This is a genomic window from Streptomyces sp. 8N616, from assembly GCF_052246385.1.
Classification (GTDB): domain Bacteria; phylum Actinomycetota; class Actinomycetes; order Streptomycetales; family Streptomycetaceae; genus Streptomyces.
Window position 1 is genome coordinate 45,991 of record NZ_JBQQBY010000039.1, and the last position, 23,841, is coordinate 69,831.

Annotated in this window: 13 protein-coding genes; all 13 read right to left on the reverse strand. The window is 70.9% G+C overall.

Annotated features, from left to right (window positions below; translation table 11 throughout):
* Positions 1 to 4 precede the first annotated feature (4 nt).
* From ACTWQC_RS29110 to ACTWQC_RS29170, 13 genes are read right to left on the reverse strand one after another with little or no spacing between them, the layout of a single operon-like run.
* The gene (locus ACTWQC_RS29110) at positions 5 to 2,230 is read right to left on the reverse strand and encodes a hypothetical protein (protein WP_443318814.1); all 2,226 of its coding nucleotides are present in this window, start codon (positions 2,228 to 2,230) and stop codon (positions 5 to 7) included.
* The gene (locus tag ACTWQC_RS29115) at positions 2,227 to 6,132 is read right to left on the reverse strand and encodes a putative baseplate assembly protein (protein ID WP_443318815.1); all 3,906 of its coding nucleotides are present in this window, start codon (positions 6,130 to 6,132) and stop codon (positions 2,227 to 2,229) included. Before ACTWQC_RS29115 ends, ACTWQC_RS29110 begins: the two co-directional genes overlap by 4 nt.
* Positions 6,129 to 9,269 carry a putative baseplate assembly protein gene (locus tag ACTWQC_RS29120; RefSeq protein ID WP_443318816.1) on the reverse strand — a complete coding sequence of 1,047 codons (3,141 nt, stop codon included), beginning with the start codon at positions 9,267 to 9,269 and terminating at the stop codon, positions 6,129 to 6,131. Before ACTWQC_RS29120 ends, ACTWQC_RS29115 begins: the two co-directional genes overlap by 4 nt.
* Positions 9,266 to 9,649, reverse strand: a complete 384-nt coding sequence (locus ACTWQC_RS29125) for a GPW/gp25 family protein (protein WP_443318817.1) — start codon at positions 9,647 to 9,649, stop codon at positions 9,266 to 9,268. Before ACTWQC_RS29125 ends, ACTWQC_RS29120 begins: the two co-directional genes overlap by 4 nt.
* Positions 9,646 to 9,999: a hypothetical protein gene (locus tag ACTWQC_RS29130; protein ID WP_443318818.1), complete on the reverse strand. Its 354-nt coding sequence runs from the start codon at positions 9,997 to 9,999 to the stop codon at positions 9,646 to 9,648. The genes ACTWQC_RS29125 and ACTWQC_RS29130 overlap by 4 nt, the downstream gene beginning before the upstream one ends.
* A gap of 22 nt (positions 10,000 to 10,021) precedes the next feature.
* Positions 10,022 to 10,546 carry a phage baseplate assembly protein V gene (locus tag ACTWQC_RS29135; RefSeq protein ID WP_443318819.1) on the reverse strand — a complete coding sequence of 175 codons (525 nt, stop codon included), beginning with the start codon at positions 10,544 to 10,546 and terminating at the stop codon, positions 10,022 to 10,024.
* A gap of 54 nt (positions 10,547 to 10,600) precedes the next feature.
* Positions 10,601 to 11,740 carry a hypothetical protein gene (locus tag ACTWQC_RS29140; RefSeq protein ID WP_443318820.1) on the reverse strand — a complete coding sequence of 380 codons (1,140 nt, stop codon included), beginning with the start codon at positions 11,738 to 11,740 and terminating at the stop codon, positions 10,601 to 10,603.
* On the reverse strand, positions 11,733 to 12,101 hold the full coding sequence (locus tag ACTWQC_RS29145) for a LysM peptidoglycan-binding domain-containing protein (RefSeq protein ID WP_443318821.1): 369 nt from the start codon (positions 12,099 to 12,101) through the stop codon (positions 11,733 to 11,735). The genes ACTWQC_RS29140 and ACTWQC_RS29145 overlap by 8 nt, the downstream gene beginning before the upstream one ends.
* Positions 12,102 to 12,109: 8 nt before the next feature.
* Positions 12,110 to 12,781 (reverse strand): CIS tube protein, encoded by a 672-nt coding sequence (locus ACTWQC_RS29150; RefSeq protein ID WP_443318822.1) that lies wholly within the window; start codon positions 12,779 to 12,781, stop codon positions 12,110 to 12,112.
* Between the two features lie 19 nt (positions 12,782 to 12,800).
* Positions 12,801 to 14,021: a hypothetical protein gene (locus ACTWQC_RS29155; protein WP_443318823.1), complete on the reverse strand. Its 1,221-nt coding sequence runs from the start codon at positions 14,019 to 14,021 to the stop codon at positions 12,801 to 12,803.
* The gene (locus ACTWQC_RS29160) at positions 14,018 to 21,127 is read right to left on the reverse strand and encodes an eCIS core domain-containing protein (protein ID WP_443318824.1); all 7,110 of its coding nucleotides are present in this window, start codon (positions 21,125 to 21,127) and stop codon (positions 14,018 to 14,020) included. The genes ACTWQC_RS29155 and ACTWQC_RS29160 overlap by 4 nt, the downstream gene beginning before the upstream one ends.
* On the reverse strand, positions 21,127 to 21,456 hold the full coding sequence (locus tag ACTWQC_RS29165; protein WP_443318825.1) for a hypothetical protein: 330 nt from the start codon (positions 21,454 to 21,456) through the stop codon (positions 21,127 to 21,129). The genes ACTWQC_RS29160 and ACTWQC_RS29165 overlap by 1 nt, the downstream gene beginning before the upstream one ends.
* Positions 21,447 to 23,441, reverse strand: a complete 1,995-nt coding sequence (locus tag ACTWQC_RS29170) for an ATP-binding protein (protein ID WP_443318834.1) — start codon at positions 23,439 to 23,441, stop codon at positions 21,447 to 21,449. The genes ACTWQC_RS29165 and ACTWQC_RS29170 overlap by 10 nt, the downstream gene beginning before the upstream one ends.
* Positions 23,442 to 23,841 lie beyond the last annotated feature (400 nt).

Consider the following 23,841-nt stretch of genomic DNA (forward strand, 5'->3'; position numbering starts at 1 on the left):
TGTGTCAGGTGACGGGGATGATCCCGGCGTCGGTGCCGGCCGGTGCGTACTCCGCGAGCCGGGCCCGCAGGCTGTCCTCGCGCTGTGGCTGGTAGAGGTCGTGGAAGGCGCCCATCTCGGCGCCGTCCTCCGCGCCCCGCCGGCAGCAGCAATCTCCTGGGGAACAACCCCCAGACCCCCGGGCCTCCGTGCAGCCCGCGGCCAACTGCCCGTACGCGGGCGTCCCGTAGCGCTCGCTCGCGAACAGCGGCCGCACCCGCCGGGCCTCGTCCGGGCCCACGAGATCGGGCTGGCAGCGGTGGCGGCGCGGCGTACGGGAGCCCGGCGGCACATAGCTGAACCGCACACATCCGACCCCGCGCCTGGCGACGTTCATCCGCCCCGTGAAGACGGAGTTCTCGGCGATCTCCACCGCGTGGGTGTGGACTTCGCCGATGACCGTGGTGCGGTGGGCGTGCAGGACGGCGTGCGCGTGCCGGCAGTCCGGGGCTGACAGCGCCTCCCGGTCGTGCCCGGTGGCGTCCAGGATGCTGTCGGCGATGTGGATGTGCAGCGGGTCGGTGTGCACTTCGTCGCCGATGACCTCGATCGTCCCGAGGATGGTGCGCTCGATCTGGACGCACGCGGTGGTGCGGTCCAGGACGAGGCTCGGCTCCTCGGGGGAGTGCGGGTCGCTCCCCCTACCTTCGGTGGGGGAACCCCCAGGCTCCAGCGACCAGCCGGGCACGAGCGTGCAGTGGCGCAGCACCACGGCGCCGACGGGGCCGGTGACATGGAGCCCGCGCCCGGTGACCAGCAGCCCGTCCAGCACGATCCGGGGCTCGTCACCGGGCTCGCAGTCCTCCTGGGCGCGGATGTTGAGCGCGTCGGGCCGGTTGCTGTACCAGTCGAGCAGCCGTATCACCGGCCGCGTCCCCTCGGCGGCGCGCAGCTCGAGCCGGTCGCCGGGGTCCAGGTCGAAGTCCAGCTGCTCCTGGTACGCGCCGCTGTGCGTGATCTCGATGATGCCGTCGGGTCCGCACCTTCCGGCCCTCCGGTCGTTCCGCCACTGCGCGTACGCGTCCATGATCCGTTGGTACGTCTGTCCTGGGCCGACCCGGTAGATCTCCGCGGCGGGGAGAGTGACACGGTCCCGCTCGTACTCGCCGCCGCCCAGGTCGTCGGCGAACGCGTAATGGTAGGTGACCCAGACGCCCTGGCGCGGCGCCGAGCGCGACCCGAACGCGATCCGGCCGAGCGCCGGGTCGACCGCCACCTGCCCGCGCTTCGGCCGGTAGCGCCAGTCCGTCAGATCGGCCACGACGATGTCCGACATCGGCACCGGCTCGTCCTGTCCGTCCCGCCAGATCGTGAAGCTCTTGCCGGGGCCGTAGTAGTCGGCGAGCCGGTCGTGGAGCTGCCTGCGCCGGATGTACGCGGGCACGTGGTCGATGGTCGCGATGTGGGAAGCCGACGGTTCCGGCTCGGGCTTGGTGACCAGCGGGGTGTCGTTGCCCAGGATCGAGAAGGTGTAGAGGTTGCGGGCCCGGTCGATGCAGTACGCGGGTGCGCTCGTGACGCGGTACGGCTTCAGCCGCCAGACGAAGAGGCCGACGCCTGCCGGGGTGTAACCCCCCTGCGTACGAGCCGAGTTCGCCCGCCGCACGTTCACCGACTGTGCGAGAGTCCCGAAAGGACCGCCCGCGAGGTCGAGCGCCGAGCCGTCCCGTACGTCCACGAGCCTCCCGCGCTCCGACCGCCGCTCGTTCACGGCCGCGGTGCCGGACCCGTAGAGCTTCACCGGCTGCTGGTGCGAGACCAGCCGGGAGAACTCCACGGCCCGCGCGGGCCATCCGGCGACCGACTCCGACAGCTCCTCCAGCAGCGCGAGCGTGCCCTTGCGCCGCCGGTTCGCGACCGTGGAGGCCACGTCACGGCGCGGGGCCAGTGCCTCGGCCAGCCGCCGCCGCGACTCCTCCGAACCCCTCCCGTCCTTCAGCCCCGTGGCCAGCACCCGCTCGTAGCCCGGCAGCGGGCGGTACCCCACCAGGTCGCCGATGTAGGGCAGCACCCACTCGGCGGCGGTCTCCACGAACCAGTCCTCGTATTGCTGCTCGACCCCGTTCCGTACGAGGTCGACCTGCTCGGCGATCACGGCCAGCAGCGCGCGCAAGGGCTCGCCCTGCTCTGCGTCCCGCAGTCGGTGCCACTGCGGGAGCAGCTCCGCGAGCCCGTCCGGCTCCCTGCTCATGTGTCCTTGACCTCCGTCAGAATCAGCGTGTCCGCGACCTGCGGCGAGAACAGCGCGAGCTGTGCCGGCCTGATGCCGCGGAAGACGAACACCGAGCGGCCCTTCGCCAGGCGCCGTGTGTCGTCGATGTCGGGATTGAGGCGCAGCAGGTCCTCCAGGGAGATGCCGTACCGGGCGGCGACGGCGGTGAGCGATTCGCCGTCCCCGGCCGTGACCCGGTGGACGTCCTCGTCGTACTCGGCGAGCCGGGCCGGGACCACGGACCGCGGCTCCGCGAGCCGCCCGGCCAGCTGCGCGAGACCGTCGGGGGTGATGCTCGCGGGCACGCCCGTGAAGGCGTCGGCGTCCACGTAGTCCACGCCGGGTACGGCATGGGCGACCGCCAGCACCTCGCTCAGGTGCGCGCTCCGGCCCAGCTCCCGCCCCGGATAGCCGAGATGGTGCAGCAGGGCCCGGCGCAGCCGCGGCTCGACCAGCTCCCAGGCGTGGTCGGGCGCCACCTTCACGCGCGCCACCAGCATCAGCAGCACCAGCTCTCGTACGTCCACGCGGACCGGCAGCCGGGCGTCCCCGTACTCGGCGAGCGAGGAGCGCAGGGCGCGCAGTACCTCGGAGTCGTCGGCCAGCGGAACGTCGTCCGCGCCCGCGACCGTCACATGTAGCAGCTGCCGCCGCCCATCGAAGAGTTCGCGCGCCGCGGCCCGGCCGATCCCGGCCCGGGAGCGGGCGAAGTCCTCGTAGTCCTGGACCGAGACGAGCCGGTCGAGGGCGGACACGGCCAGCGGGATGTTACGGCGGGTCAGCCCCGGACCGTCCGGGTCGGCGCCGCCGGTCGCGGGCAGCGGGTTGGTGACGGCGGTGACGCCCAGCGGCCGGGTGATGGCCTGGGTGATCCGGTCCGCCGCGACGTTGGCCGCCCTGCCGGTGCCGAACCGGTAGCGGGCGCGTACGTTCTCGTGGCCGGTCGGCAGCCGGGCGCCGTGGACGCCGTCGCCGAAGGTCACGGTCGTCCGCCCGTCCCCCGCGGACCCCAGAACGTAGACCCGCTCCCGCGGGCCGCGCCCGGCGAGGCTGTCCACCGGGTGCCAGAGCAGCCCGTCGACGCGCACGTCGAGCACCGGGGTCGCGCCCAGAGGGTTGTCGTCGGGGAGCCAGGTCAGCGGGGACTGCCAGAGCGTGAAGGACTGGTGGGTCTTCGTCGCGTCGCCGCTGCCGATCGGCTCGTCGCGGCTCTCGCCGTGCGTGGCGGGCACGACGTTGCCCTGGATCCGGACCGTTTCGCGTCGGTAGCGGAACGCGAGGTCGGAGGTGAGCGTGAGTCTGGTGTGGATGTGGTCGCCGGGCAGGTCCGGGTCCACGGTCTGCTCGACGGCGGCGATCACGGCGGGCTCGGTGCCGCGCACCCCGGAGACCGTGTCCGGGGGTCCCCCCGCCGAAGGCAGGGGGAGGATGTCGGTGCGCTCGCCGGAGACGACGAGCAGACGACCGGGCCGCAACCCCTCGTACAGAGCGCCGAGTTCGATCTCGTTGCCCTGCACGTCCTCGCCCAGCGGCTCGTCGGCCATGCGCAGCGCCTCGCCGCCCGCGTGCACGACCGTCTCCCGGATGTGGGAGAGCAGCACGTCGTGCTCGTCCAGCCAGGGGTCGGCCAGGGTCAGTTCGGTACCGCGGCCCGTGATGCCGTAGTTGGTGTATGCGGCGGTGCGCACGGCGGTGACCCGGGTGGTGACGAAGGCGAGCTTCTTGTCGCCCGGGATCCCGTCTGGGGCGTCCGAGCCCTTGCGGGGGCGCTCGACGGCGACCCAGCTGCCGACCGTGATTCCGTCGTGGACGCTGTCGAGGGGGAGGACGTAGCGGTTCGGCGGCGCCGGGATGGTGGCGAGATTGATCTCGACACTGGCGGGCTCGCTCCCGGCCGCGTACCGGGCGGTCACCTCGTAGCCGCCGTGTGTGGCCTGGACGGGTGGGTCACCGGGCTTGAGCCGCCACTCCTGTGGCGGGCTGCTGCCGTTGGTGATGGCTACGTGGATCCGGCCGTCCTCGCCGGGGCGGGACACGAACAGAGTGCGCTCGGGCAGTTCGGCGAGCAGCCGGGCGGTGACGCCCGACTCCTGCGAGTCGGCCGGGCGCCTGACGAGCCAGCTCAGGTCGTGGTCCTGGCCGGCACGGGTGGACAGCTGGACCTGGCCAGGGGGGAGCTCGATGGTTGCGTCGGAGGGCAGATTCTCCGTGCGCTGCACCGAGTTGCCGGCGTCCGTGTGCTGGAACTCCGCCTTGAGCGGCACCTTGCCTGCGGTGTCGAAGACGACGCGCATGCTGGTGAGCGCGGCACCGGTGAGCGGCCAGTCGGTCTGCCGGATGACGCGGCCGCGGTCGTCCTGGACGGGCTTGAGCGGTGCGGTGGCGCCGAAGGGGGCGGCGGTTACGCGCATTGCCTGGACGGAGCGGAGGGTTTCCGCTGCCGCGGGTGGGGTGGCCTGACGCCACGCCGCGTACAGCTTGTCCTCCAGCCTCGGGTCCAGCGCGGACAGCAGCTGGGCGGCGAGATCGGAGTCGGGGGCGAAGGTGCTCTGTGGGTTCGGTGTACGGGTGGCGGGGCGTGTGGCCTGCTTGCGGAGGTACGGGAGGAGTCCGTTGAGCGTCTGTACGGCTGCCGTCTGCGGGTCGGTGGTGCCCACCCTCCCCCAGAGCTTCGCCTGGGTGGGGGTCCCCCCGGCGAAGCCAGGGGGAGTGCCCACAGCCCCGCGGAACGAATGCCCACCACCTTGGTCCGTGGTGTCCACCCGTTCCTGCTCGTCCGCCGTGACCGCCTGCGGCTCGAGTTCCGACGCGCGTTCCTGGAGGTCTACGAAGATGGCGTTCAGCTGCTCGAACCAGTCGCCCACCTCCTCGTACGGGGCCGCGAGTGCCTGGGCCTCCCACAGTCGCTGTATCGGCTCGTCCAGCCGACGCGCGAACTTCGCCGGCGTGTCGAGGCGTTCGAGGTCGGCGCGCAGCTGGGCCAGCACCTGCTCGTCGAAGTCCTCGATCAGCGGGCTGCCCGTGGGCCGCGGGTCGGGGCTTGCCGGTCCCTCCGTGATCCACTCCTGCAACTCCTCGACCAGCTCCTTCAGCGACGGCAGGGCCGACACCGGCAGCCCCACGGCCGTCACGTCGTCGTCGCGGTCGATCCGCACCCGCGTCACCGGCAGCAGCAGCCTCTGCGAGGGATCGGCGGAGGAGTCCTCGTTGAAGACGAAGAGGAGCTTGTCGCCGGTCTGGAGGGCGTTCGCGGTTCCGGCGAAGAACAGCTCGGCGCGCTCGCGCAGGTCCTCGGGCGTCAGCAGCATCGGGCGGCGGCGCCGCACCTTCAGGTCGTTCCAGTCCCAGCGCGCGGTGAGGTCCTCGCCGGTCTCGTACGTCTGCGCGTCCTCGTCCGAGGCGGCGGGCACGCTGTGGCTGCGCGCGCCGCGCGGGATCAGCACCGGCGCCTTCCCGTCCGAGCGCGGATCGCGGTCCAGGGTGTACGCGAGGAGCGTGTCCGCGGACACGCCGGGGCGCGGCCGGTGTCCGACCAGCCTCCCCAGCAGCGCCAGCGACCGGTGCTCGTTCGCGGTCCGCAGATAGCCCTCGTCGGCGATCCGCTCGGAGTGGAAGGTCAGCAGATCGCCCAGCACCGCCCAGGCGTCCAGCAGCCCGATGGCCGGGTCGTCGGGAGTGCGTACGGTCAGGTCGCGCAGCGCCGGGTAGGCGGGCGAGGCGAGCCGGTCGAGCATGGCGGCCAGGAAGGACCCGTACTCGCCCACCCGGTAGTCCAGGGCCGTGCGGCCCGGCGGGTTGTGGAGGGGCGGCGGGGCGTGGCGCTCGTCGTGCCCGCCGCAGCCGCATCCGCAGGTGCTGCTCGTGCCGCTTCGGCTGCTCATCGGTCACCTCCGAGCGTCAGCGTGAGCTGCCCGTTCTCGGGCCGCTCGGGGTCGTTGTCGCAGCGGGCGATCTCCAGCGGGCCGAGCCGCAGCACACCTGCCTCCAGTGCTCTGTTGTCAAAGGGACCCTCGTGGAAGAGCCGTCGCAGCCGGGTCACCCGTACGCTCCGCACGCCCTGTACGGCCGCGGCCACCGCCACCAGGCGGCTGAGGCGGACCGGTTCGCCGAAGGTGAGCGCGTCCGGGTGGAAGAAGCCGAGCCGTCCGCCGGGCAGGGCGCGGCTGCCGAGCACCCGGTGCAGCTCGGCCAGGATCTGCCCGTGCTGGTGGCCGGGTTCTGCGCACACGTCGAGCGCGATGTCGAGCGGTACGTGCCGCGCGGGCTCCACGACCAGGTCGTGGCCGATGCGGCGGTAGCTCTCGAGGGCGTGCGCCACCGCGTCGAGCAGTGCGGGCGGCGGATCCCCGGCCTCGTACGCGTCGATGGCGACGTGCGCCTCCTGCACGCTGCCGGTCCAGCGGACCTCGGCCGCGGCGCGCTGCACGCCGGGGAGCGCCGAGGCCAGCGCCGCGTAGTCGTCGGCGGTGACGGCCCGGAGCTTCGTCCGCTTGAGGTCGAGCGGCGCGAGCTGGCGGACCTGCTCGACCGGCTCGGGCGCGGTGCCGCCGACGGCGGGCAGCGGATTGCGCACCCCGGCCACCGGCAGCGGCCCGCCCGCGTCGGCCTCCTCCTGATCCCGGCAGAGCACCAGGTGGTTGATGGCCTCGGCGCCGACGTTCCCGGCCGGGCCGCCGCCCAGCCGGTAGTGCACCTCAAGTGCCGCGCCCGGCCGGGGCTTCAGGCCGTGGCGGCCGTCGCCGAAGCGCAGCGCGAGCCGCCCGTCGTCCCCCAGCTCGCCGACGAAGTGCGGATCCCGGGCCCTGCTGGTGAGCAGGTCCCGGCGTGGCTGCCACACCTGCTCGCCGTCGGCGAGGCGTACGGCGGGAAGCGCGGCTCGGGGGTCCTGGACGAGCGCGGCCGCCGGGCCGTACAGCACCGGCTCCTGCGGGTGCAGCCCGGCCGCGTACGCCGGGCCCCAGGTGTGCGCGATCTCCCAGGCGATGCGCCCGTCCAGCACGGTGCCCGCCCGTGCACGGGCCGTCAGCACCTCCAGGCGCCGCAGCTTGGTAGCGAGCAGCCGCTCGCTGCGGTGCAGCAGCTCGCGCAGTGCGCGGACCGGTTCCCTGCGCAGCTCGAACCGCTCCAGCACGCGGAGCCCGAACAACACGGTCAGCTCGGCGATCTCCGCCTCCGAGAGGCCGTCGTGGTCGCGGGCGCTGCGCCACAGCTCCACCAGCCGCTGCCGGACCCTGTCCGGAATCCCGGCGAGCCGCTCGGCCTGCCCGGCCGAGACGTGCCGCGACTCGGGGAAGGGCACGGCCTGGACGACGGGGGAGCGGTGGAGCACGGGCCGGAAGCGGGGTGCGATGCCCGGGTAGACGCTCTGCGCGAGCAGCGTTTCCAGCGCCTCGGCCTGGGCGTACGCGGTGCCCGGCACGACCCTCTCCTGCCGCTGTCCGGCGAGTTCGAGCGCCAGCCCCGCCCGTACGGTCGCGTCCTCGCCGACCACCGTGAACAGCTCCCGTATGTGGTCGGCCGTCAGCAGCCGTCCGCAACGGGTCCGGTCGAGCAGGGCGTTGACGAGCTCCGCCGGTTCGTTGCCCCTCTCGCGGTCGGGGCAGCCGAAGGCGGGCGGCCCGCAGAGCGCGGGGACGGCGGGCTCGGGCGGCACGGTGACCCGCTCGGGCAGGCTCCCGCAGAAGCTCAGCGACCGGCCGTGGTCGACGAGCGCGACATTGCCGCGGGCCACGCTCACGTCCTCCACCGGCGCGCAGTCCGTACCGCCGAGGGCGGACAGGCACAGCGGGAAGGTGAGGGCGTCCTCCCGGGCCCAGGTGACCTCCAGCACCGGCTGGTCGGCCAGCCGGTCCACGGCCGGGGTCACCGAGGTGAGGCGGACCGCCTGCCGGTGGGCGGGGTCGGCGTCGCCGGGCGTGCCGGAGCGCGGGCCGAGGACCTCCTCGAACAGCAGCAGGTCGCCGGGGCGCAGATCCAGGCGCCGCTCGGCGCACTTCTCGTCGGCCCACGCGTCGCGCAGGGTCGCGGAGGTGGCGCCCCTGGGCAGGGAGCACACCTCGTCGCCCCAGGTCCAGAAGCGGATGGCGTTGTGCGCGGGCCGCAGCCGCAGCGCCTCCTGGACGACCGGCTCGAAGACCTCCACCGAGCCGCGCTCGTCCAGCACCGCCAGGTCCCCGTCGTCGATGACGGTGCCCGGCTCGGGCGCGTCGTGGGACCTCAGCGTACGGACGTCCACGGCGGCGAACCGGTACGTGCCCGCGGGGAGGGTGAGCGGCTCGACCGCCTCGATGGCGACGAAGGCGCGGGCATTGCAGCCGTCGTGCATCGCGTAGTCGATGAGCCGCACGTGGCGGCGTACGGACACGCGGCGGCGGGCCGTGTCCAGATACGCCTCCGTGGCCACCGCGTCCTGTTGGTAGCTGATCTGGTCCGCGGTGTACGCGAGCATCTCGACCAGCGTCATGCCGAGGTCCGGCGCGTGCCGCTCGACCCAGTCGGGGGTCGTCAGCGCCAGCCGGTCCAGGACGAGCGTGCGCAGGGTGTCGTAGTCGCGCGCGGTGTAGTCGATGACCGGTGCGGGCGCGAAGGCGGCGGGAAGGTCCTGCTGTGCGTCCGTGCAGTCGAAGGGCGTCGGGCAGTCCGGCTGGAAGGTGAAGCCGGCGTGGAAGTACCGCTGGTCGAAGCCCGGGAACGGCTCGGTGCCCGGCCGCCCGTACGGGTCGGTGTCGACGACGGACAGCGTGTACGGGGACGTGTCCCCGGCGCGGTCGACGGTGACGTACAGGCGGTCGTCGAGCTCCGGGTCCTCCTCGCGCTCGACCGACACCTCGACGGCCTCGATGCCGGTGATCCGGCGGCCGCCGTCGATCCGGACGTTCTCCGGGCACAGCCCGTGCGGCGCCTTGCCGATGAAGGTGACGGTGAGGGTGAGCCCGTCGTCGCTCACCTCGACGGCATCGACCCCGTTGAGACGGGCCTCCCGGATCCGCCCGCGCCTGTCTTTCGTACGGCTGCTCATGCCGCGCCCCTCCCCTCGAACACCTCGTCGCGCCGGCTCGCGGTCGAGCGCACCACGTAGCGCAGATGTACGCGTACGACGTTCTCCTCACTCACCACGTCCAGCGACTCCACCTCGATCAGTTCGCCCAGCCAGCGCTGCAGCGACGCGTGGACGGACAGCTCCAGCGCGGAGGCCAACTCCGGGCTGTTCGGCGTGAAGACCAGGTCGAGCAGGCCGCAGCCGAAGTCGGGGCGCATCACGCGCTCGCCGGGGCTGGTGAACAGCAACTGCTCGATCAGATCCCGGACGTGGTCGTCGTACGCCGCGTGGGCGGTGCGGCCGCGCCGGTCGGGCCGGAACGGGAACGCGATGTCGGTGCGCGCCTTCCTGGCCCTCATCGGCACACCACTCCTTGCTGCGTGACGGAGACGACCGGTGGTCCCTGCGGCACGAGCCCCCCTGCGCCGAAGCACTGCGCGTGGGTGGTGTCCAGGAGCACGGGCGCTCCGTCGACCGTCATGCTGTCGGAGTGCGGACTCCAGCGGATGGTGGTGCAGGGGCGCGGCACGCCGTCGACGGTGTGCGTGCAGCCGGTCACGGCGAAGACATCGGAGGCCGTGTGCACGGGCAGGCCGTCGAGGCTCACGGCGGTGGGCGCGGAGGCGGCGAAGGCCCGGCCGCCGTGCGGGCAGTGGAGCGTGGCTGAGCCGCTCATGAGATTCCCGGAGTTCCCGGAGTGTCCGGACAAGACTTCTCTCCCCGTTTCCTGGCTACTGCTTCTTGGGCACGATCAACCGGCCCTCATTAATGATCACTTGATTGCCGATCAGCTCCACCGAGGCCCCCTGGCCGTTGGCGATGGTCACGCCCTTCTCGTCGATCTGGATGTATGCCCCGCTCGCCGCCTGGAGCCGGATCCCCGTGCCGCCCGGCACGGTTCCCATCACGGCCTTGTGCAGGTCGGAGGTCTGGATCACGACGTTGTCGTGCGGCGGCGGACCGGCCAGCGCGTCCGGCGGCAGCTCCGTACTGTCCCCGTACCAGCACCCCGTCCAGATCGGGAAGCTCGGATCGCCCTGCTCGAACTCCACCCATACGCCCGCGCCGACCTCCGGGACCGCGTACTGGCCTGCCTGGCGACCGGTGAAGGGCAGGCAGGGCAGCGCCCAGGTGGACGTCTCGTCACCCAGCACGTCCGGGACCTGGACCGTGACCCGGCCGATCCGGAGCGGGTCCTTGTTGTCCATCACCCGCCCACGGAACTTGCCGGGGAAGCGATTGTTCGGTGCCGCCATACGAAGTTCTCTCCTGATCTCTGCGCCGCTACGGGACGTCGCTACGGGGCGTCGCTACGGGCGTACGGTGCCGCTCCGGGCGATGAGTCCTTCGCGCGAGAGCGTGAAGTTCTGCTGGTACGAGCCGGGCCTGAGGTTGTGGGTCACGCTCTTGACGTAGTAGTCGCCGTCGTACGTCACGCCGGCGCCGCGTACGCCGACCAGCTCGCGCGGCCGCAGCACGTACCCGTGCCGGTTGACGTCCAGCGACCCGGAGCCGGAGATCGCGTCCGCGGAGGTCGCGGCGCGGGCCAGAATCTCGGCCTGGGCCTGCTCCTGGTCCTTCTTGGCCGTGCCGGAGAGCGTCCTGCGCTTGAGAGCGGGGGTGGCGCGGCGGCCGAGGGGTGGCCGGAGCGGGTTGATGTCGGGCTGGGGGAGAAGGGTCGCGTCGCGGGTTCGCGGGTCCTGGACGCGCGCCTGCGGCTCTTCGCGGGCTGTCCCGTCGTAGGCGAAGGTCAGCTGGTCGACGGTGGAGTTGACGTCCATGTTGACGTTGAGGGCGTGCTGGCGCTGTCCGAGCCGCTGCTCGGGCCCCCAGAAGGCGGTGGACCGGCCGGGGCGGGGACCGGGTTCGAGATAGAAGGTGTAGCCGTTGGCTCGCGCCAGTTCATTCAGATACTGCAGATCGGTCCCGGTCTGGTAGTCGACGCGGAGCTGCTCCCGGGGCGGCTGCTGGATCTGCTCGCGGATGATGCGGGTGTCGATCCCGTAGTCCGCGTACTTGGCGAGGATCCTCTCGACGCGCTGGGAGGGCGCCAGGTTGGGGTAGCGGTCCGTCCGCTCCTCCAGATCCATGAGGAGGGTCAGGTCCTCGCCGGTGACGGTGAGCGTGGTCTGCCCGGGCTGGTTGCTGGCGCCGACTTCCTGCCGAACGATCAGCCCGTCGAGGATGACGGTCGGCGTGCCCTTGATGGACGTGGTGACGATGATGCGGGTCTTCGGGTCGAAGAACCCTTCGGGCAGCAGCCGCTGCGTGAGCAGTCCCTTCTTGGTCAGATCGAACGCAAGCTGGAAGCCGGAGCGTTCGCCCGCGGTGCTGGTGATCTGCGCGGAGAGCAGGGCCTCGGTCACCTCGGCGGGCACGGGGCGGGTGAGCTTGGGCCCCATGTGCAGGGTGAGGTGAACGGGCCCGTTCCCGATCGGCTCGTCACCCATGTCCGGTCCCCGCGAATCCACCCGGCAACGGAATGTCGATCTCCTGGCCGGGTTCGGAAGTCAACTCGCGTGGATCGAGGGCGGGGTTGGCGTCCGCAATCTGCCACCACTGGGCGGGGTCGCCGAAGTAGCGCTGCCCGAGGTGGTCGGGGCGCTCGCCGGCGTTGACGGTGTGCGGGGCGGTGTCGTCGTCGCTGCCGGTCTCGCTGAGCGGGGGCAGCAAGCGCCGCTTGGCGTAACGGACTTCGGTCCCGTCGGGGAGGCGGTGCACCCCGATCTCGGCGTCGTGGTACCGGCTGGTGCGGGGGTAGGGGTGCGACCCCGGTATCGCGTCCAGCGCACTCTCGTATGGCTCGACCATGGTGTTTGCTACGCCCTCCCCGCTCCGATGTCGGCCCCGGTCAGCCCGAGCGCCCCGAGCCGTCCGGCTGTTGCCATCCCGGCGAGCCTTTCCTTCTGCGCGAGATGCGCGAGATAGAGCTCGGCGCCGCGGTGCCCGGCAGGCAGATCGCTGACGGTCAGCACCTTCATCCCGATGCTGAGCGAGGCTCTGATCGGGTTGAGGTTGACGTCGAACGCCGACTCATTGACCGACAACTCGGTCAGCCGCACGGGCATGACGCGCTTGCTGCCCCAGGTGAAGAGGGTGAGGGGGGTCTCGATGGGGCTGATCTCGATGGTCCCCTTCTGCGTGAGCCGGGAGGCGGCGCGGAGTTGCGCGGTCGTCGGCTGCACGAGCATTTCGAGCGTCGCGAGCTGTGGGTGAATTCCGTCGGGTGCCGGGAACTCGAACTGATCGGTGGCGTCGATCTCGGCGGTGAACTTCCAGGTCTCCTGGGCAGGGCCCTTGAGCCGCAACGCCTCATTCCGATCCCCGCCGCTTCCTCCTCCTTCGCCGCCGGCGGCTTGGGGCGCGACGGAGCGCTCGAGGGTGTCGGGGTTGAACTGCAGCACGATGATGCGCTGGGGGGTGCCGCGCTCGGGGTCGACGATGACGATGCCGGAGCGGATGGGTTTGGGTATGTCGGCGTAGCGGGTCATGCGTTACTCCCCCATCTCGTCAGTACTGAACCTGAGTGCTGGAAACACGGCAGCCGTCACACCAGAAGCAGTAGAGAATTCCATCGAACTCCATATCGCCATAGGGGGTTTTGCCGGAGTCGATAGTGGCCAGATACGGCATGGCCTGCTCACACTCTGGGCATACCGGGTGCCTGTCGGGCTCCACCCAACGCGGGAGTCCGCCTACTTGATGCTGCGAACTTCCCGGACTGGCTCGCAGGCTAACGCCCACCTGATTGGGGTGCTCTTCCAGAAGGAGCGAGAGCACACCAGGACTGATGCGCGATTCGGGGTCTGCAGTTCCCTGCGGCGCGTCGTATGCTCGGACTTCATCAGGTCCGGTCCCGACTGTGAGAGACTCTGCTTCCTGACAGTCGCATGCAAACCAGAAGAACTCCGGGTCCGCGTTCAGGCTGTACGGCAGATCGGCTGCCGAAAGACGCAAGAGCGAGGTGGCAGGGAACTCGCAGTCGGGACAGAGCGGAACCACCCCGTGCGTCGCCCCTCCGACAACATGGCGACTAGCTCCCGATTCCCCCACGAAACCCATGAAGGCCGGGAAACTCCCCGCCTTCCCCCCGTCGCCAGGAAGCCGACCGGAAAGCTCCAGCAGCGTTTCCCACTGACGCGCGTCATCCAGCCCGTCCCGCACTTCCATCAGATTGTGCACGGCCCGCTCAGTACGCATGAGAGCCATGGCGATCAGCGGCCGCAATTCCCCGCTGTTTCGCCAGATGGAGAGGAATCCGTCCGCCATGCTGTCAGGCCCACCGGCGAAGAGGGCACGTTGCACGTAGTCATCATCAATACGTCGCGTGAACGGCCGGAGCTTCTCTGGAAAGTAAACACCAATTTCATAGAGCACATCGGCGAGCTGCCTGCGCTCGTCAGGGGCTTCCATGTAGTCGGCAATGAAGCCGGAAACAAGCTCATCGGGCAACCACGGGACCAGCCATGAGGCCGAAGGTGCAAGATTCGGCTCTTGCCTCAGGGTTTCTGCAACCCGAGTCTTCGCTTCGCGCCTCCCCGGCACCAAGGCCAGGTACTGAGCCACATATTCGACAGTGAGGGTGTCCTTCGTCCCAAATAGACACTCCAGCGCCGCCGGCACTCCCGCTTCGGGCTGGTCCGACAAGTACCCGAATACAGCGTTCCGACGATCCGGATCCGCACCGACAAATCCTTCTACGAGCTGCTGGACCTTTTTCAGATGGGTCATCGCCTCGCCCTCCTGCGGTACTTCACAAGCATATTCTCGATGTCAGCGGACTTATCGATGACGCCCTTGTTGACCAAGGTCTTGTAGTGGCGAGTGAAATGCGCAACATACTCTTCCGTCAGAGTTCCTTCCCTGCGCATCAGCACCAGATACCACTCCATGTCCTTACGGGCCGCAACGGTCAGATCACGGGCGTCTCTCTCCACCTTACCCGGAACCTGGTTCTTGTTTCTGAAAGTCCTGCCCCGTTCGTGCACCGATTCCGGAAGAACCACACCGAGCCCCTGGTTGTACACCGACTGCGTCTGCTTCTTCGTAAACATGGATTTGCTGCGAAGTATGTCTTCACGTTCCCTGAGGAATTCTGCCCGCTCACGCCCACGGAGCGTACCCCGGGCCTCTCTCTCAACAAGTCGCGAAAGAGTGTCGTCTCCCGCCGCCGCTCGTCGTTCCGCTTCCTCCTTGAGGATTTTGTTCTGCGCAGCCAGCCTCAGCGCAGCACCGGAAGGTATGTGATCAGCCGTCAGGCCGTCTCCTGTCGGGGCGTAAGGCTTACGGGAATGCTTCTGGTAGAAGACGGTCTCGCCCACCTGCACTTCGGTCTTGAGCTTCAGCTCGTGCCGTTTCAGCAAGTCCTCCAGCTCCTCGTTGTCGAGGGGCTGGTCTTCCTCACCGCTTACCACCGGTTCCAGCGGGTTGAGCCGGGCAATGACCGTGAAGCGTGGGTCGCCTTGCAAATCAAGGGACGAGAGGCGGTACCAAGCACGCATTGCCGCCAACGTCGCCTGCATCACGGAGCGGTAGACACCGTGATCCAGCATGCGGCGCAACTTCGGGCGAATACGGGCGACGATCCGGTGCAGCCTGTCGGACTTGGACGTTCGCGAGTTCTCCTTCTCCTGAGTCCTCTCCCGCTTCGTCTGCCTCTTCTTCTGCTCCGCCCGCTTCTGTTCCGCACGCCGCTGCCGCTGGTCCTTCAGCAGGTCCTTGCGCCGCTTGTACGCGTCACGCATGCGGCGGGTGCTGTTGTTCAGCTTGCGGCCGAGGTTGCGGCCCTTGCCGAGGAGCCTGCGGCCCGCTCGACGGGCCCTGCTGAGGGCGGACTTGACGGTCTGGCGAGCGCGGCGGAGGCCACGGCCCGGGCGGGATTCGGCGTCGCGACGAGGCTGCTTCTCGCTGCCCTCGGTCTCGCGGCGGCGGCCGTCGTCCCTGCGCCGGTCGCCGTCGGGACGGTCGCGGTCCGCGTCCCTCCTGCGGTCGTCGTCGCGGCGGTCGTCCCGGTCGTCCCGGTCGGAGCGGCGGTAGCGGTCGCGGCCCTGGTCCGGGCGGCGGGTGCCGTCGCGGTCCGGTGAGCCCGGGCGGTTGTCCGTGGGGCGGCGGGAGTCAGTGCGGGTGCCCGGTCGGGTGGTGTCGCGGTCGCGGCGGTCGCGGGTGTCGTCGCGGCGGCGGCCTGGGCGGCGGAGGGTGTCGCGGGCAGCGCCTCGACGCGGGGTGTCGTCGCGGTCGCGGCGGCCGTCGGCGTCGCGGGAGCGGAGTTTGCGGTTGGCGTCGCGTACGCGGCGGCGGGCGAGGTTGACGTCCTTGCCCTCCTCGCGGCGCTCCTCCCTGCGGTCCTTCTTCTCCTCCTGCTTCGCCCGGTCGCGCTGTTCTTGCGGCCTGGGCCTCTTCTCCGGAGCGGGCCGCTTCTCGGGGCGCGCCTCCTTCTCCGGGCGGGAGGACTTCTTGGGCGGCGCCTTCTTCTTGCTGGGCGAGCGGGGCTTGTTGGCGCGCGGGGCGGGCTTTTTCTTCCGCATGTTCTTCGCCATGCCGCTCAGCGACTTGCTGACCTTGCCCATGTACTTGCCGACGCCGCTGATCAGCGCCTCGTAGATCAGCTCCAGCAGGGCGACGACACCGGCGGCGACGGCCTTGGCGAACATGATCGCGGCCTTCGCACCGCCGCTCTTGACCGCCTTCAGGTACTCCATGAACGTGCCGAAGGCACGGAGGATTTCGCTCAGCGCTCCGTAGGCGGTCTTCAGCGCGTCGATGACGGCCATGACCCAGCCGGCGCCCGGAATGAGCTTGGCGACGACCTTGGTGACGATCAGTTCACCGATGATGAGCGGGAGTTGGGGGACGGCGGCGTCCCAGGCCATCTTGGCCATCTCCTCCTTGCTCACCCCGCCCTTGGTGAGGGTGTTGAAGGTCTCCAGGGGGATACCGACGATCTCCTGGACCTTCTGGTTGAACCACTCCTTCACCGCGGCCTTCACCTCGTTGAAGAGGTGGTTGCGCGCGCCGCTCTCCGCGGACGCCTTGGCGTTGCTGATCCAGCCTCCCGGGTCGGTGACGATGTCGCTCGCGATCTGCGCCCACTCGCCGAGGCCCTTCAGCAGGGCGCCGCCGTACTCCATCGCCTTGGTGACGACGGTCTCCGCGACGGAAACCGCGGCCAGCAGCCCCTTCTCGAGCAGGTCCAGCCCGGCGAGCAACGCCTTGCCGAGACCGTCGAGGAGTTTGCCGACGGTCCTCTTCAGCGCGTCGGCGGCCTCGTTGACCTTCTTGACGGCCGCGTCGCGGGCGCCATCGATGGTCTTGCGCCACTTGTCGCGCATCGCCGGGTAGTCCTTGAGGAGTTCGTCCCCGAGGGCGATGAGGGCGTCGGCGAAGTCGTTGATCTGTTTGACGACCCAGTCGCGGGCCTTGTCGATGAGGTCGAAGACCTGCTTTTTGAATTCATCGATGATGCCGGTGACGAGGTTGCGGGCCTTTGCGAAGATGCCCTTGATGGCGTTCTTGAGCTTGTTGAACTGCTCCTTGACCCAGTCGATGCCCTGGCTGATCCAGTTGTCCGACTTCTCCTTGTCGCCGTCGCGTTTGGTCTCGGCTTCGTTCTCGGCGCTCTCGCGCTTCTTGTCGATCTCCTTGTTGTCGTCCTCGGTGCGCTTGTCGACTTTCTTGTCGGTGTCCTCCTTCTTCTCCTTGATGTCCTTGCGGGCCTTGTCGTACTTCTTGCCTTTCTTGCCCTCGATGTCGGCGGTCTTGTCGTCCTGCTCCTTGCGCCACTTCTCGCGGGAGGCGGCCACGTCGGAACGGCCCTTGTTCCGCGCGTCCTCCTGAGTCTTGCCGCTGGAGGAGACCTCCTGCCTGACGTTCTTCTCGTGCCGCTGCTTGTCCTGCCGGGCCTTCTTCTCCTTGTCGGCCCGCTCCTTGGACATGTGCTTCTGGCCCTGCGAGAAGCCCCGCTTGATCTGCGGCCCGCGGTCGTGTTCGGCCACCGCGGACACGGCTTCGATAGTCACGGGGCCGCCGGCGCCCGGGGCCTTCCCTCCGCGCGGGCCAGGGCCCTTGGCGCCCTTGTCGCCGCCCTTACCGCCGTCGACCTTGGCCTCGAGAGTTTCCTTCGGCACGTCCGGGTAGATCTGGTCCTCGCCCATCGGGCGGGCGGCGTCCTCCCGGCCGGCCTTCTGCAGCTCCTGGCTCTTGTCGTCGAGCTTCTTCTGCTGCTTGTCGGTGCGTTCCGGGTCGGCGTCGGCGTCCGTCGGCAGCCTCGGCGCGTCACCGACGCGCGCGCCCTGCAGGCCGTCGTCGGTGGTCTTCAGGGAGTCGATGGAGTCGGCGACCTTGCCGGGGAGGATTCGCTTGATGATCTCCTTGAGGAGGGTGCCGCCGATGTCCCACCAACTCGGCTCCTCCGCCTGGGACTCGGGCAGCTCACCCTTCGGCTTCTGCTCCCCGTTGATCTCCGGGGTCTTGCCCTTCGCCGCGTCGGTCTTGGCGACCTTCTGGTTGGTGTACTGCCCCGGCGCGGCCGGCTTCGGGCCGCCGCGGAGGGTCTTGGGCGAGCCGGAGGGCCGCTCCATCTTCGGCGGGGCCTTCTGCAGTCCCGCCCGTTCCTTGCCGACGGACTTGTTGACCGCGCCGTCGACGCCCTTGATGGTCTCCAGCGCCTGGTGCGGCTTCAGCTTCCCGGCGGCCGCCAGCCCGGCCTCGGGCGTGGAGTTGGAGACGTCGGGTGCAGGGCCGTCCTTCTTGCCCTTCAGCGGGGCGGGGCCACCTCCGCCTCCGCCCTTGGGGGCCTTCGGCGCCGGTCCGCCGCCCTTGGCCGCCTTCGCCGACGCCGACTTGGACGCATCGGCCTTGGGCGCGGAGGACTTCGGCGGGGCGGACTTGGCGGCTGCGGGTTGGGCGGGCTGCTTTGCGGCGGACTTCGCCGCCTTGGCCGCCTTCTTCACCTCCGGTTTCGGCTTCTCCTGCTTGGCCGGCGCGTCCGCCTTAGGGGCGGTCTCCTGCGGCGCGGACGACTTGCCGGCGGCCTGCGAGACGGCCGGGATGCCGCCGCCTCCCTGTGAACCGCCGCCTGCGCCTGCGCTTTCGGACACCTTCGGGGCGGCCTCCGCGGAGGCGGGCTCCTCCCCCGCGGCCTTGTCCTCCTCGGTAGCCTGGCCCTTTCCCGCCGAGGCCTCTTTCATGGCCCCGTCGTCCTCCGCCCTCTCCCTGGAGGACGAACCGTCCGAGGATTCCGGCTCCTTGCTCCCGGAGCCCCTCTCCCTGGACTCCTTGGTGCTCTTCTCCTCGGAGGCCGACTGCTGGTCCCTGCCCGAGCTTTCGTCGCTGGACTTCTCCACGGAGGAATCGGAGTCCTTGCTGCCCTCGGTGCTCTTGCCCTCCTGCGGGCCGCTCTTCGCGCCGTCCTGCTTCCCGACCGAGTCCTTTCCGGAGCCGCCGGAATCGGTGGCCTGGCCGCGTTTGTCCTCGTCGGCCTTGGCGAGCTTCTCGGATGAGCCGTCCTTGGGGTTCCCGCCCTCGCCTCTCTCGCCGGACTGCTCGCCGGAGTTCTCCTCGGCGCGGCGGGACTCGGAGTCGCGTGCGCGGTCCTCGGCGCGTTCCTCCTTCGTCGTCGTCGCGTCGCCTGAGTCGCCGGACTCGCCGGACTCGCTGTCCTTCTCCTCCTCGGCGATCTGCCCGTCCGGCTTGCCGTTCTCGCCGTCCTTGTCCGCTCCGGCCTCGGGGTCGGGGCCGACCTCCTGGTCGGTGGTCTTGCCGGACTGCAGGTCCTTGTCGGCCTTGGCGTCGGCCTCGTTCCGCTCGGCGGGGCCGTCCGCGCCCTCCTCGGCGTCCTCTTCCTGGCGGGCGTCCTCAATGGCGTCGGCCTTCGTGGGCGGGGGCTTCGACACGCTTGGGACGCCGTGCTTCCCCTCGACACCCTGTGCCGCGCCGGGACGCTTGCGGTCGCCGTCCGCGGGCTTTCCGGAGGCCGTACTGTCCTGACTGCCCCGCTGCTGACCGGAGTTCGTACCGGCGGCGGAGGAGTCCTGCCCGCCGCGCGCCGGTGAGGCCGAGTCACCGGCGGACGCGGTGCCCGGAGCCATCCGGTCCACGGTCTGCACGCCGGCAACGTCCAAGTCGCCCTCGGGAACGTGGTCCTGGGGCTTGATCTCGGTGTTCCAGGCGCTCTTCTCGTCGTCCTGCTCGTCGTCCTTGTCCCCGGCGTCGTCGTCGAGGCCGGCAGCCTCGTCCTCGCCGTCCTGTTCCAGACCGAGGGGTTCGTCGTCCTCGGAGTCGTCCTCCTCGGCGGCGCGTTCGTCGTCCTTGCCGTGGCCGCCCCGGGGGTCCTTCTCGCCCGGTTCCGCGTCGCTGCGGTCGATGCCGCCGGGGGTCTTCGCGCTCTGCTTCCGGTTCTCCTCGTCGGCCTTGTCGCCCTCGCCCTCCCGTTCCTGTTCGGCGGTGGACTCGGCCTCCTTCTTCCCGGCTTCGCGCTCCTCCTCGCGGCTGCCGGAGTCCCTCTCGTCCTCCCTGTTCTGCTCCTCCTCGTCCTTCTTCCCGGACTCCTCCTGCTCCTTCTTCTCTTCCTTCCCCTCCGCGTCCTGGGCGTCCTTCTTCTCCTGCTCCTCCTTCTCGCGGACGGCTTCCTTCTGGGACTTCTCCTCGTCCTTCTTCTTCTGCGCCTCCTTGTCCCGGTCCTGCTGCTTCTGCTCGTGCGCCTGTTCGGCGTTCTGCTTGTTCTCCTGCTGCTCGCCGTCCTGTTCACGAGCGCTGCGGCCGTCGACGGACTCCTGCTCGCCGGACTCGGTGCCGACGCCCTTGCCGGAGCCGTTGGAGCCCTTCGGGCCGGCGGCCCTGCCGCTGCCGCCCCCTGCGTTGCCGTCGGGCGCGTTCTCACGGTCGGGGGCCTCGGCCTTGCGGCGCTGCGTGCGCTTGCGGCGCTCGTCCTTCGCCTTCTCCTTGTTCTCCTGAGCGGCCTGCACGTCGGCGCGCTTACGCTCGCGCTCCTGCTCGACCTCGTCGATGGCGTCGGGTATCGCCTCCGGGGCGAGGGTTCCGCGCATCGGCAGCGGCCCGTCCTGCTCGACCTCGTCGACCAGGTCCAGCAGCCGTCCGTAGTCCGGGGACGGCAGGCGCACCTCGAGCCGGTCCAGCACCGAGTCCTGCAAGTCGGGTGCCATACAGGCCAGTTCGATGCGGACGCGGCCGGAGACGTCCGCCGGGTCGCCGCGCAGCGAGCGCAGCACGCTGCCGACGAGGCGCTCCACCAGCCCCGCCGGGTCGAGCTTCTCGGCCCGCATACGGTCCGCGTCGACGGTGGCGTAGCGCATCCAGGCGGGGGTGACCTGGCCCTGCTCGACGTCCACGGGCTGCGGGGCCCCCACCGCGGTCTCCTCGCGCATCAGCCGCCGCGCCGTCGACTCCGCCTCCTGCTCGGCGGCCTCCTGCGGCAGGCTGACGGCGCCGAGGTCGCGGCCGACCGCCAACGGGCCCGCGCCGTACGGGTTCTGGACGGTGTGCAGCAGCTCGTGCGCCAGCAGGCGCTGCCCCTCCGCCGTGCCGGGGGCGTAGGCGCCCTCGCGGAAGAAGATGTCCTGGCCAACGGCGACGGCGTCCGCGCCGAGCATGTCTGTCAGGGCGCCCGCGTCGCGGTCGGTGTGCAGCCGGACCCGGCTGAGGTCGTGCCCGAGCTGCTCCTCCAGCTCCCGCCGCACGCTCAGGTCCAGCGGCTGTCCGGCCCCGCTGACGATGTCCTTGGGCTCCGGTGTACGGGCTTTGGCGGCACGCTCCTTGCGCTTGCGGCGCTTGTTCGCCTGCGCCGACTGATGGTCCTGGGCGGATGCATGAGACGTGCTCATCACGCCTCCCCCCGTCCCGCCAGGCCTGCGTGCACCGCACGGGCCAGTGCCTCGCCCAGCCGTACGGGAGACGTGGTCGCCGGCAGCGGTGGCAGTCCGGCGAGCGCGTCCAGCGCCCGGCCTGCCCCGTCCGCTGCCAGCGGCACACCCCGCTCCCGTACGAGCCGGGTCAGTTCCGTCTGGAACGCGGCCGTGACGCGGTCCGGATCCACGCGCGCGTCGAAGCCGTCCAGGACCAGTTCGCCGATGTCGATACGGAAGGACTGCGGCGCCGACGGTCCCGCCGCCGCGGGCTCCCGAGCGGCATTCCTGACCTCGCTCAGACCCATCCGTGGACCTCCGAGGGCGTCAAGGAGCGTTCCAGCTTCAGGTATTCGGTGCGCGCGGCCGCCAGCATGTGGCGCATCTGGAGCCGCTCGCCCTCCTCCGCGGCGAGGAAGGCGCCCGACAGCGCGATGTTGCGGATGGAGCCGCCCGCCACGGTCAGCCGGGCCAGCAGCTCGGGTTCGATGTCCTTCATCGGCGCCTGCCCGGGCAGTACGCGGCGCCAGATCTCCGCGCGCTCGCTCTCGCCGGGGAAGGGGAAGTCGACGACGAAGCGGATACGGCGCATGAAGGCCGAGTCCAGCGCCTTCTTCATGTTGGTGGTGAGGATCGCCAGGCCGCGGTACGCCTCCATGCGCATCAGCAGATAGCTGACCTCCAGGTTGGCGTACCGGTCGTGGCTGTCCTTGACCTCGCTGCGCTTGCCGAACAAGGCGTCCGCCTCGTCGAAGAGGAGCAGCGCGCCGCCGCGCTCGGCGGCGTCGAAGACCCTCCGCAGGTTCTTCTCCGTCTCGCCGATGTATTTGCTGACGACCTGGGACAGATCGATGATGAAGAGGTCAAGACCCAGCTCCCTGGCCATCACCTCGGCCGCGAGGGTCTTGCCGGTGCCGGAGCCGCCCGCGAAGAGCGCGGTGACGCCGAGGCCGCGGCGCAGCGTCTGCGCGAAGCCCCACTCCTGGTAGACGGTGGCCCGCTGCCGTACGTGCGCGACGATCTCGCGCAGCACGCGCAACTGCCGCTCGTGCAGTACGAGATCGTCCCAGCCCGCCTCGGGCTCGATTCGCCGCCCCAGCTCGTCCAGGCCGATCCGCGCCTCGGTGAGCCCGGCCCGCCAGGCCAGGCCCGTGGCGTCGAGGGCGTCCTCACCCGGGAGGTCGCGGCGTACGGTCGCGGCCGCGGACCGTATGACGTGGGGCGGGAGCTGGAACTGCGCGACGAGGTCCCGCAGATCGGCCTCCGACACCTCCGGCACGCCGGCGAAGGCGTCCGCCCACAGGCCGAGTTGCTCCTCGGTGTCGAGCGTGGGCACGGTGATGCGCTCGCCGCGCGGGCGGGCGGTCTGCCGCGGGTCGGGGCTGGAGACGACGAGCGGTACGGCCGCGCTGTCGAGGAACGCGTCCGTGGCGGCGGCCTGTTCGCGGTCCATGTCGCCGGCCTCGACGAGGAGCGCGGCGGGCAGCAGGATCGCCTCGCGCTGCCAGAGACGGGCGAGGCGGTCGCGCTCGGCGGGATCGGTGGGCACGTCGTCGGCGGCCATCGCGTACAGCCCGAGCCCGGATCGGCGGGCGGCGGCCGCGGCGATGTCGGCGCGGGTACGGAGGTCGCCGCCGACGAGCTCGACGCGCAGCGGTGCGTCCCGGCCCCCGCCCCGCGCCCAGCCCGCGGCGACGCGGGACGCGGCGAGGTCGTATGAGGCGGGGAGGGGTTCCGGCGCGGGCGCGCGGCGCAGCATGCCGTGGAGGCGGGCGTCGAGGTAGGGCGAGCCGAGCAGGAAGTGCAGGATCCGCTCGTCGATACGGAGGCGGGAGGTCGTCAGCCGCGTCTCGTCGTCCAGCTCGACGAGCCGCCAGCGGCGCAGCGGCGCGACGGGCGTGAGCGCGCTCCAGTGCGGCTCGCCGAGCGCGGCGAGTGCGAGCGAGAAGGTCGGGTGCGCGCGGTCCGGGTCGCCGCATGCGGCGGCGCAGCGGCCGGCGGTGGTGGGGTCCAGCTCCGCGGCGGCGGCGAGCAGAATCACTTCGCGCTCGAAGGGGCTGAGCCCGAAGCAGGCGACGAGTGCATCGAGAGCGGCGGGCCCGGCCGCGCCGGGCTCCGCTGCGCGGGGGGCGGCGAGTGCTGGGGTGGTGTCCGGGGCGTGCACCGCGTCCCCTGCGCGGGATCCGGCCGGTCCGCCGGGGCCCTCGGCCGGTCCGCCCTCGGCTGGTCCACCGGGCCGGTCGTGGTCGGGGTCGTGGTCTGCACCGGGCGCCTGGGGATTCCCCGTCGCCATCGCGGTGCCCGTGCCCTCGCGGCCGTCGAGCGGAGAGGCAATCCCCGGCTCGTCGGGGTCCGTTCCCTGGCTTCCAGGTCGGGCCGTGCCCTCGGCGCGCCCCGTATCGGGAGTGACAGCCGCGGAGTCGCTCGCGCGCGCAGACCTCCGTCCGGCGATGCCATCCGCCGCCGACCGATGACCGCTCGGTGCGACGGCGGAGGAATTGCCCACGCGTCCGCCGACCGTGCCCGCGGGCCGGACGGCGCGCGCAGCTTGCCCCGGCTCGGCGACGCCTGCGGTCGGTCCATGGGGCGGGCTGTTGTGGTCGGCCCCTGCGGGGTCATCCGGCGGCGGGCGCTCGCCGCTCGCGGCAGCGGACCTGGCGCGGGCGTGGGCGCGCTGGACGCGTTGGGCGTGG

Coding starts and splice junctions, on each gene's coding strand:
- ACTWQC_RS29110 (WP_443318814.1), bottom strand. CDS start 2,230: ATGAGCAGGGAGCCGGACGGGCTCGCGGAGCTGCTCCCGCAGTGGCAC.
- ACTWQC_RS29150 (WP_443318822.1), bottom strand. CDS start 12,781: ATGACCCGCTACGCCGACATACCCAAACCCATCCGCTCCGGCATCGTC.
- ACTWQC_RS29170 (WP_443318834.1), bottom strand. CDS start 23,441: ATGGCGACGGGGAATCCCCAGGCGCCCGGTGCAGACCACGACCCCGAC.
- ACTWQC_RS29120 (WP_443318816.1), bottom strand. CDS start 9,269: ATGAGCAGCCGTACGAAAGACAGGCGCGGGCGGATCCGGGAGGCCCGT.
- ACTWQC_RS29135 (WP_443318819.1), bottom strand. CDS start 10,546: ATGGCGGCACCGAACAATCGCTTCCCCGGCAAGTTCCGTGGGCGGGTG.
- ACTWQC_RS29140 (WP_443318820.1), bottom strand. CDS start 11,740: ATGGGTGACGAGCCGATCGGGAACGGGCCCGTTCACCTCACCCTGCAC.
- ACTWQC_RS29160 (WP_443318824.1), bottom strand. CDS start 21,127: ATGAGCACGTCTCATGCATCCGCCCAGGACCATCAGTCGGCGCAGGCG.
- ACTWQC_RS29165 (WP_443318825.1), bottom strand. CDS start 21,456: ATGGGTCTGAGCGAGGTCAGGAATGCCGCTCGGGAGCCCGCGGCGGCG.
- ACTWQC_RS29115 (WP_443318815.1), bottom strand. CDS start 6,132: ATGAGCAGCCGAAGCGGCACGAGCAGCACCTGCGGATGCGGCTGCGGC.
- ACTWQC_RS29155 (WP_443318823.1), bottom strand. CDS start 14,021: ATGACCCATCTGAAAAAGGTCCAGCAGCTCGTAGAAGGATTTGTCGGT.
- ACTWQC_RS29145 (WP_443318821.1), bottom strand. CDS start 12,101: ATGGTCGAGCCATACGAGAGTGCGCTGGACGCGATACCGGGGTCGCAC.
- ACTWQC_RS29125 (WP_443318817.1), bottom strand. CDS start 9,649: ATGAGGGCCAGGAAGGCGCGCACCGACATCGCGTTCCCGTTCCGGCCC.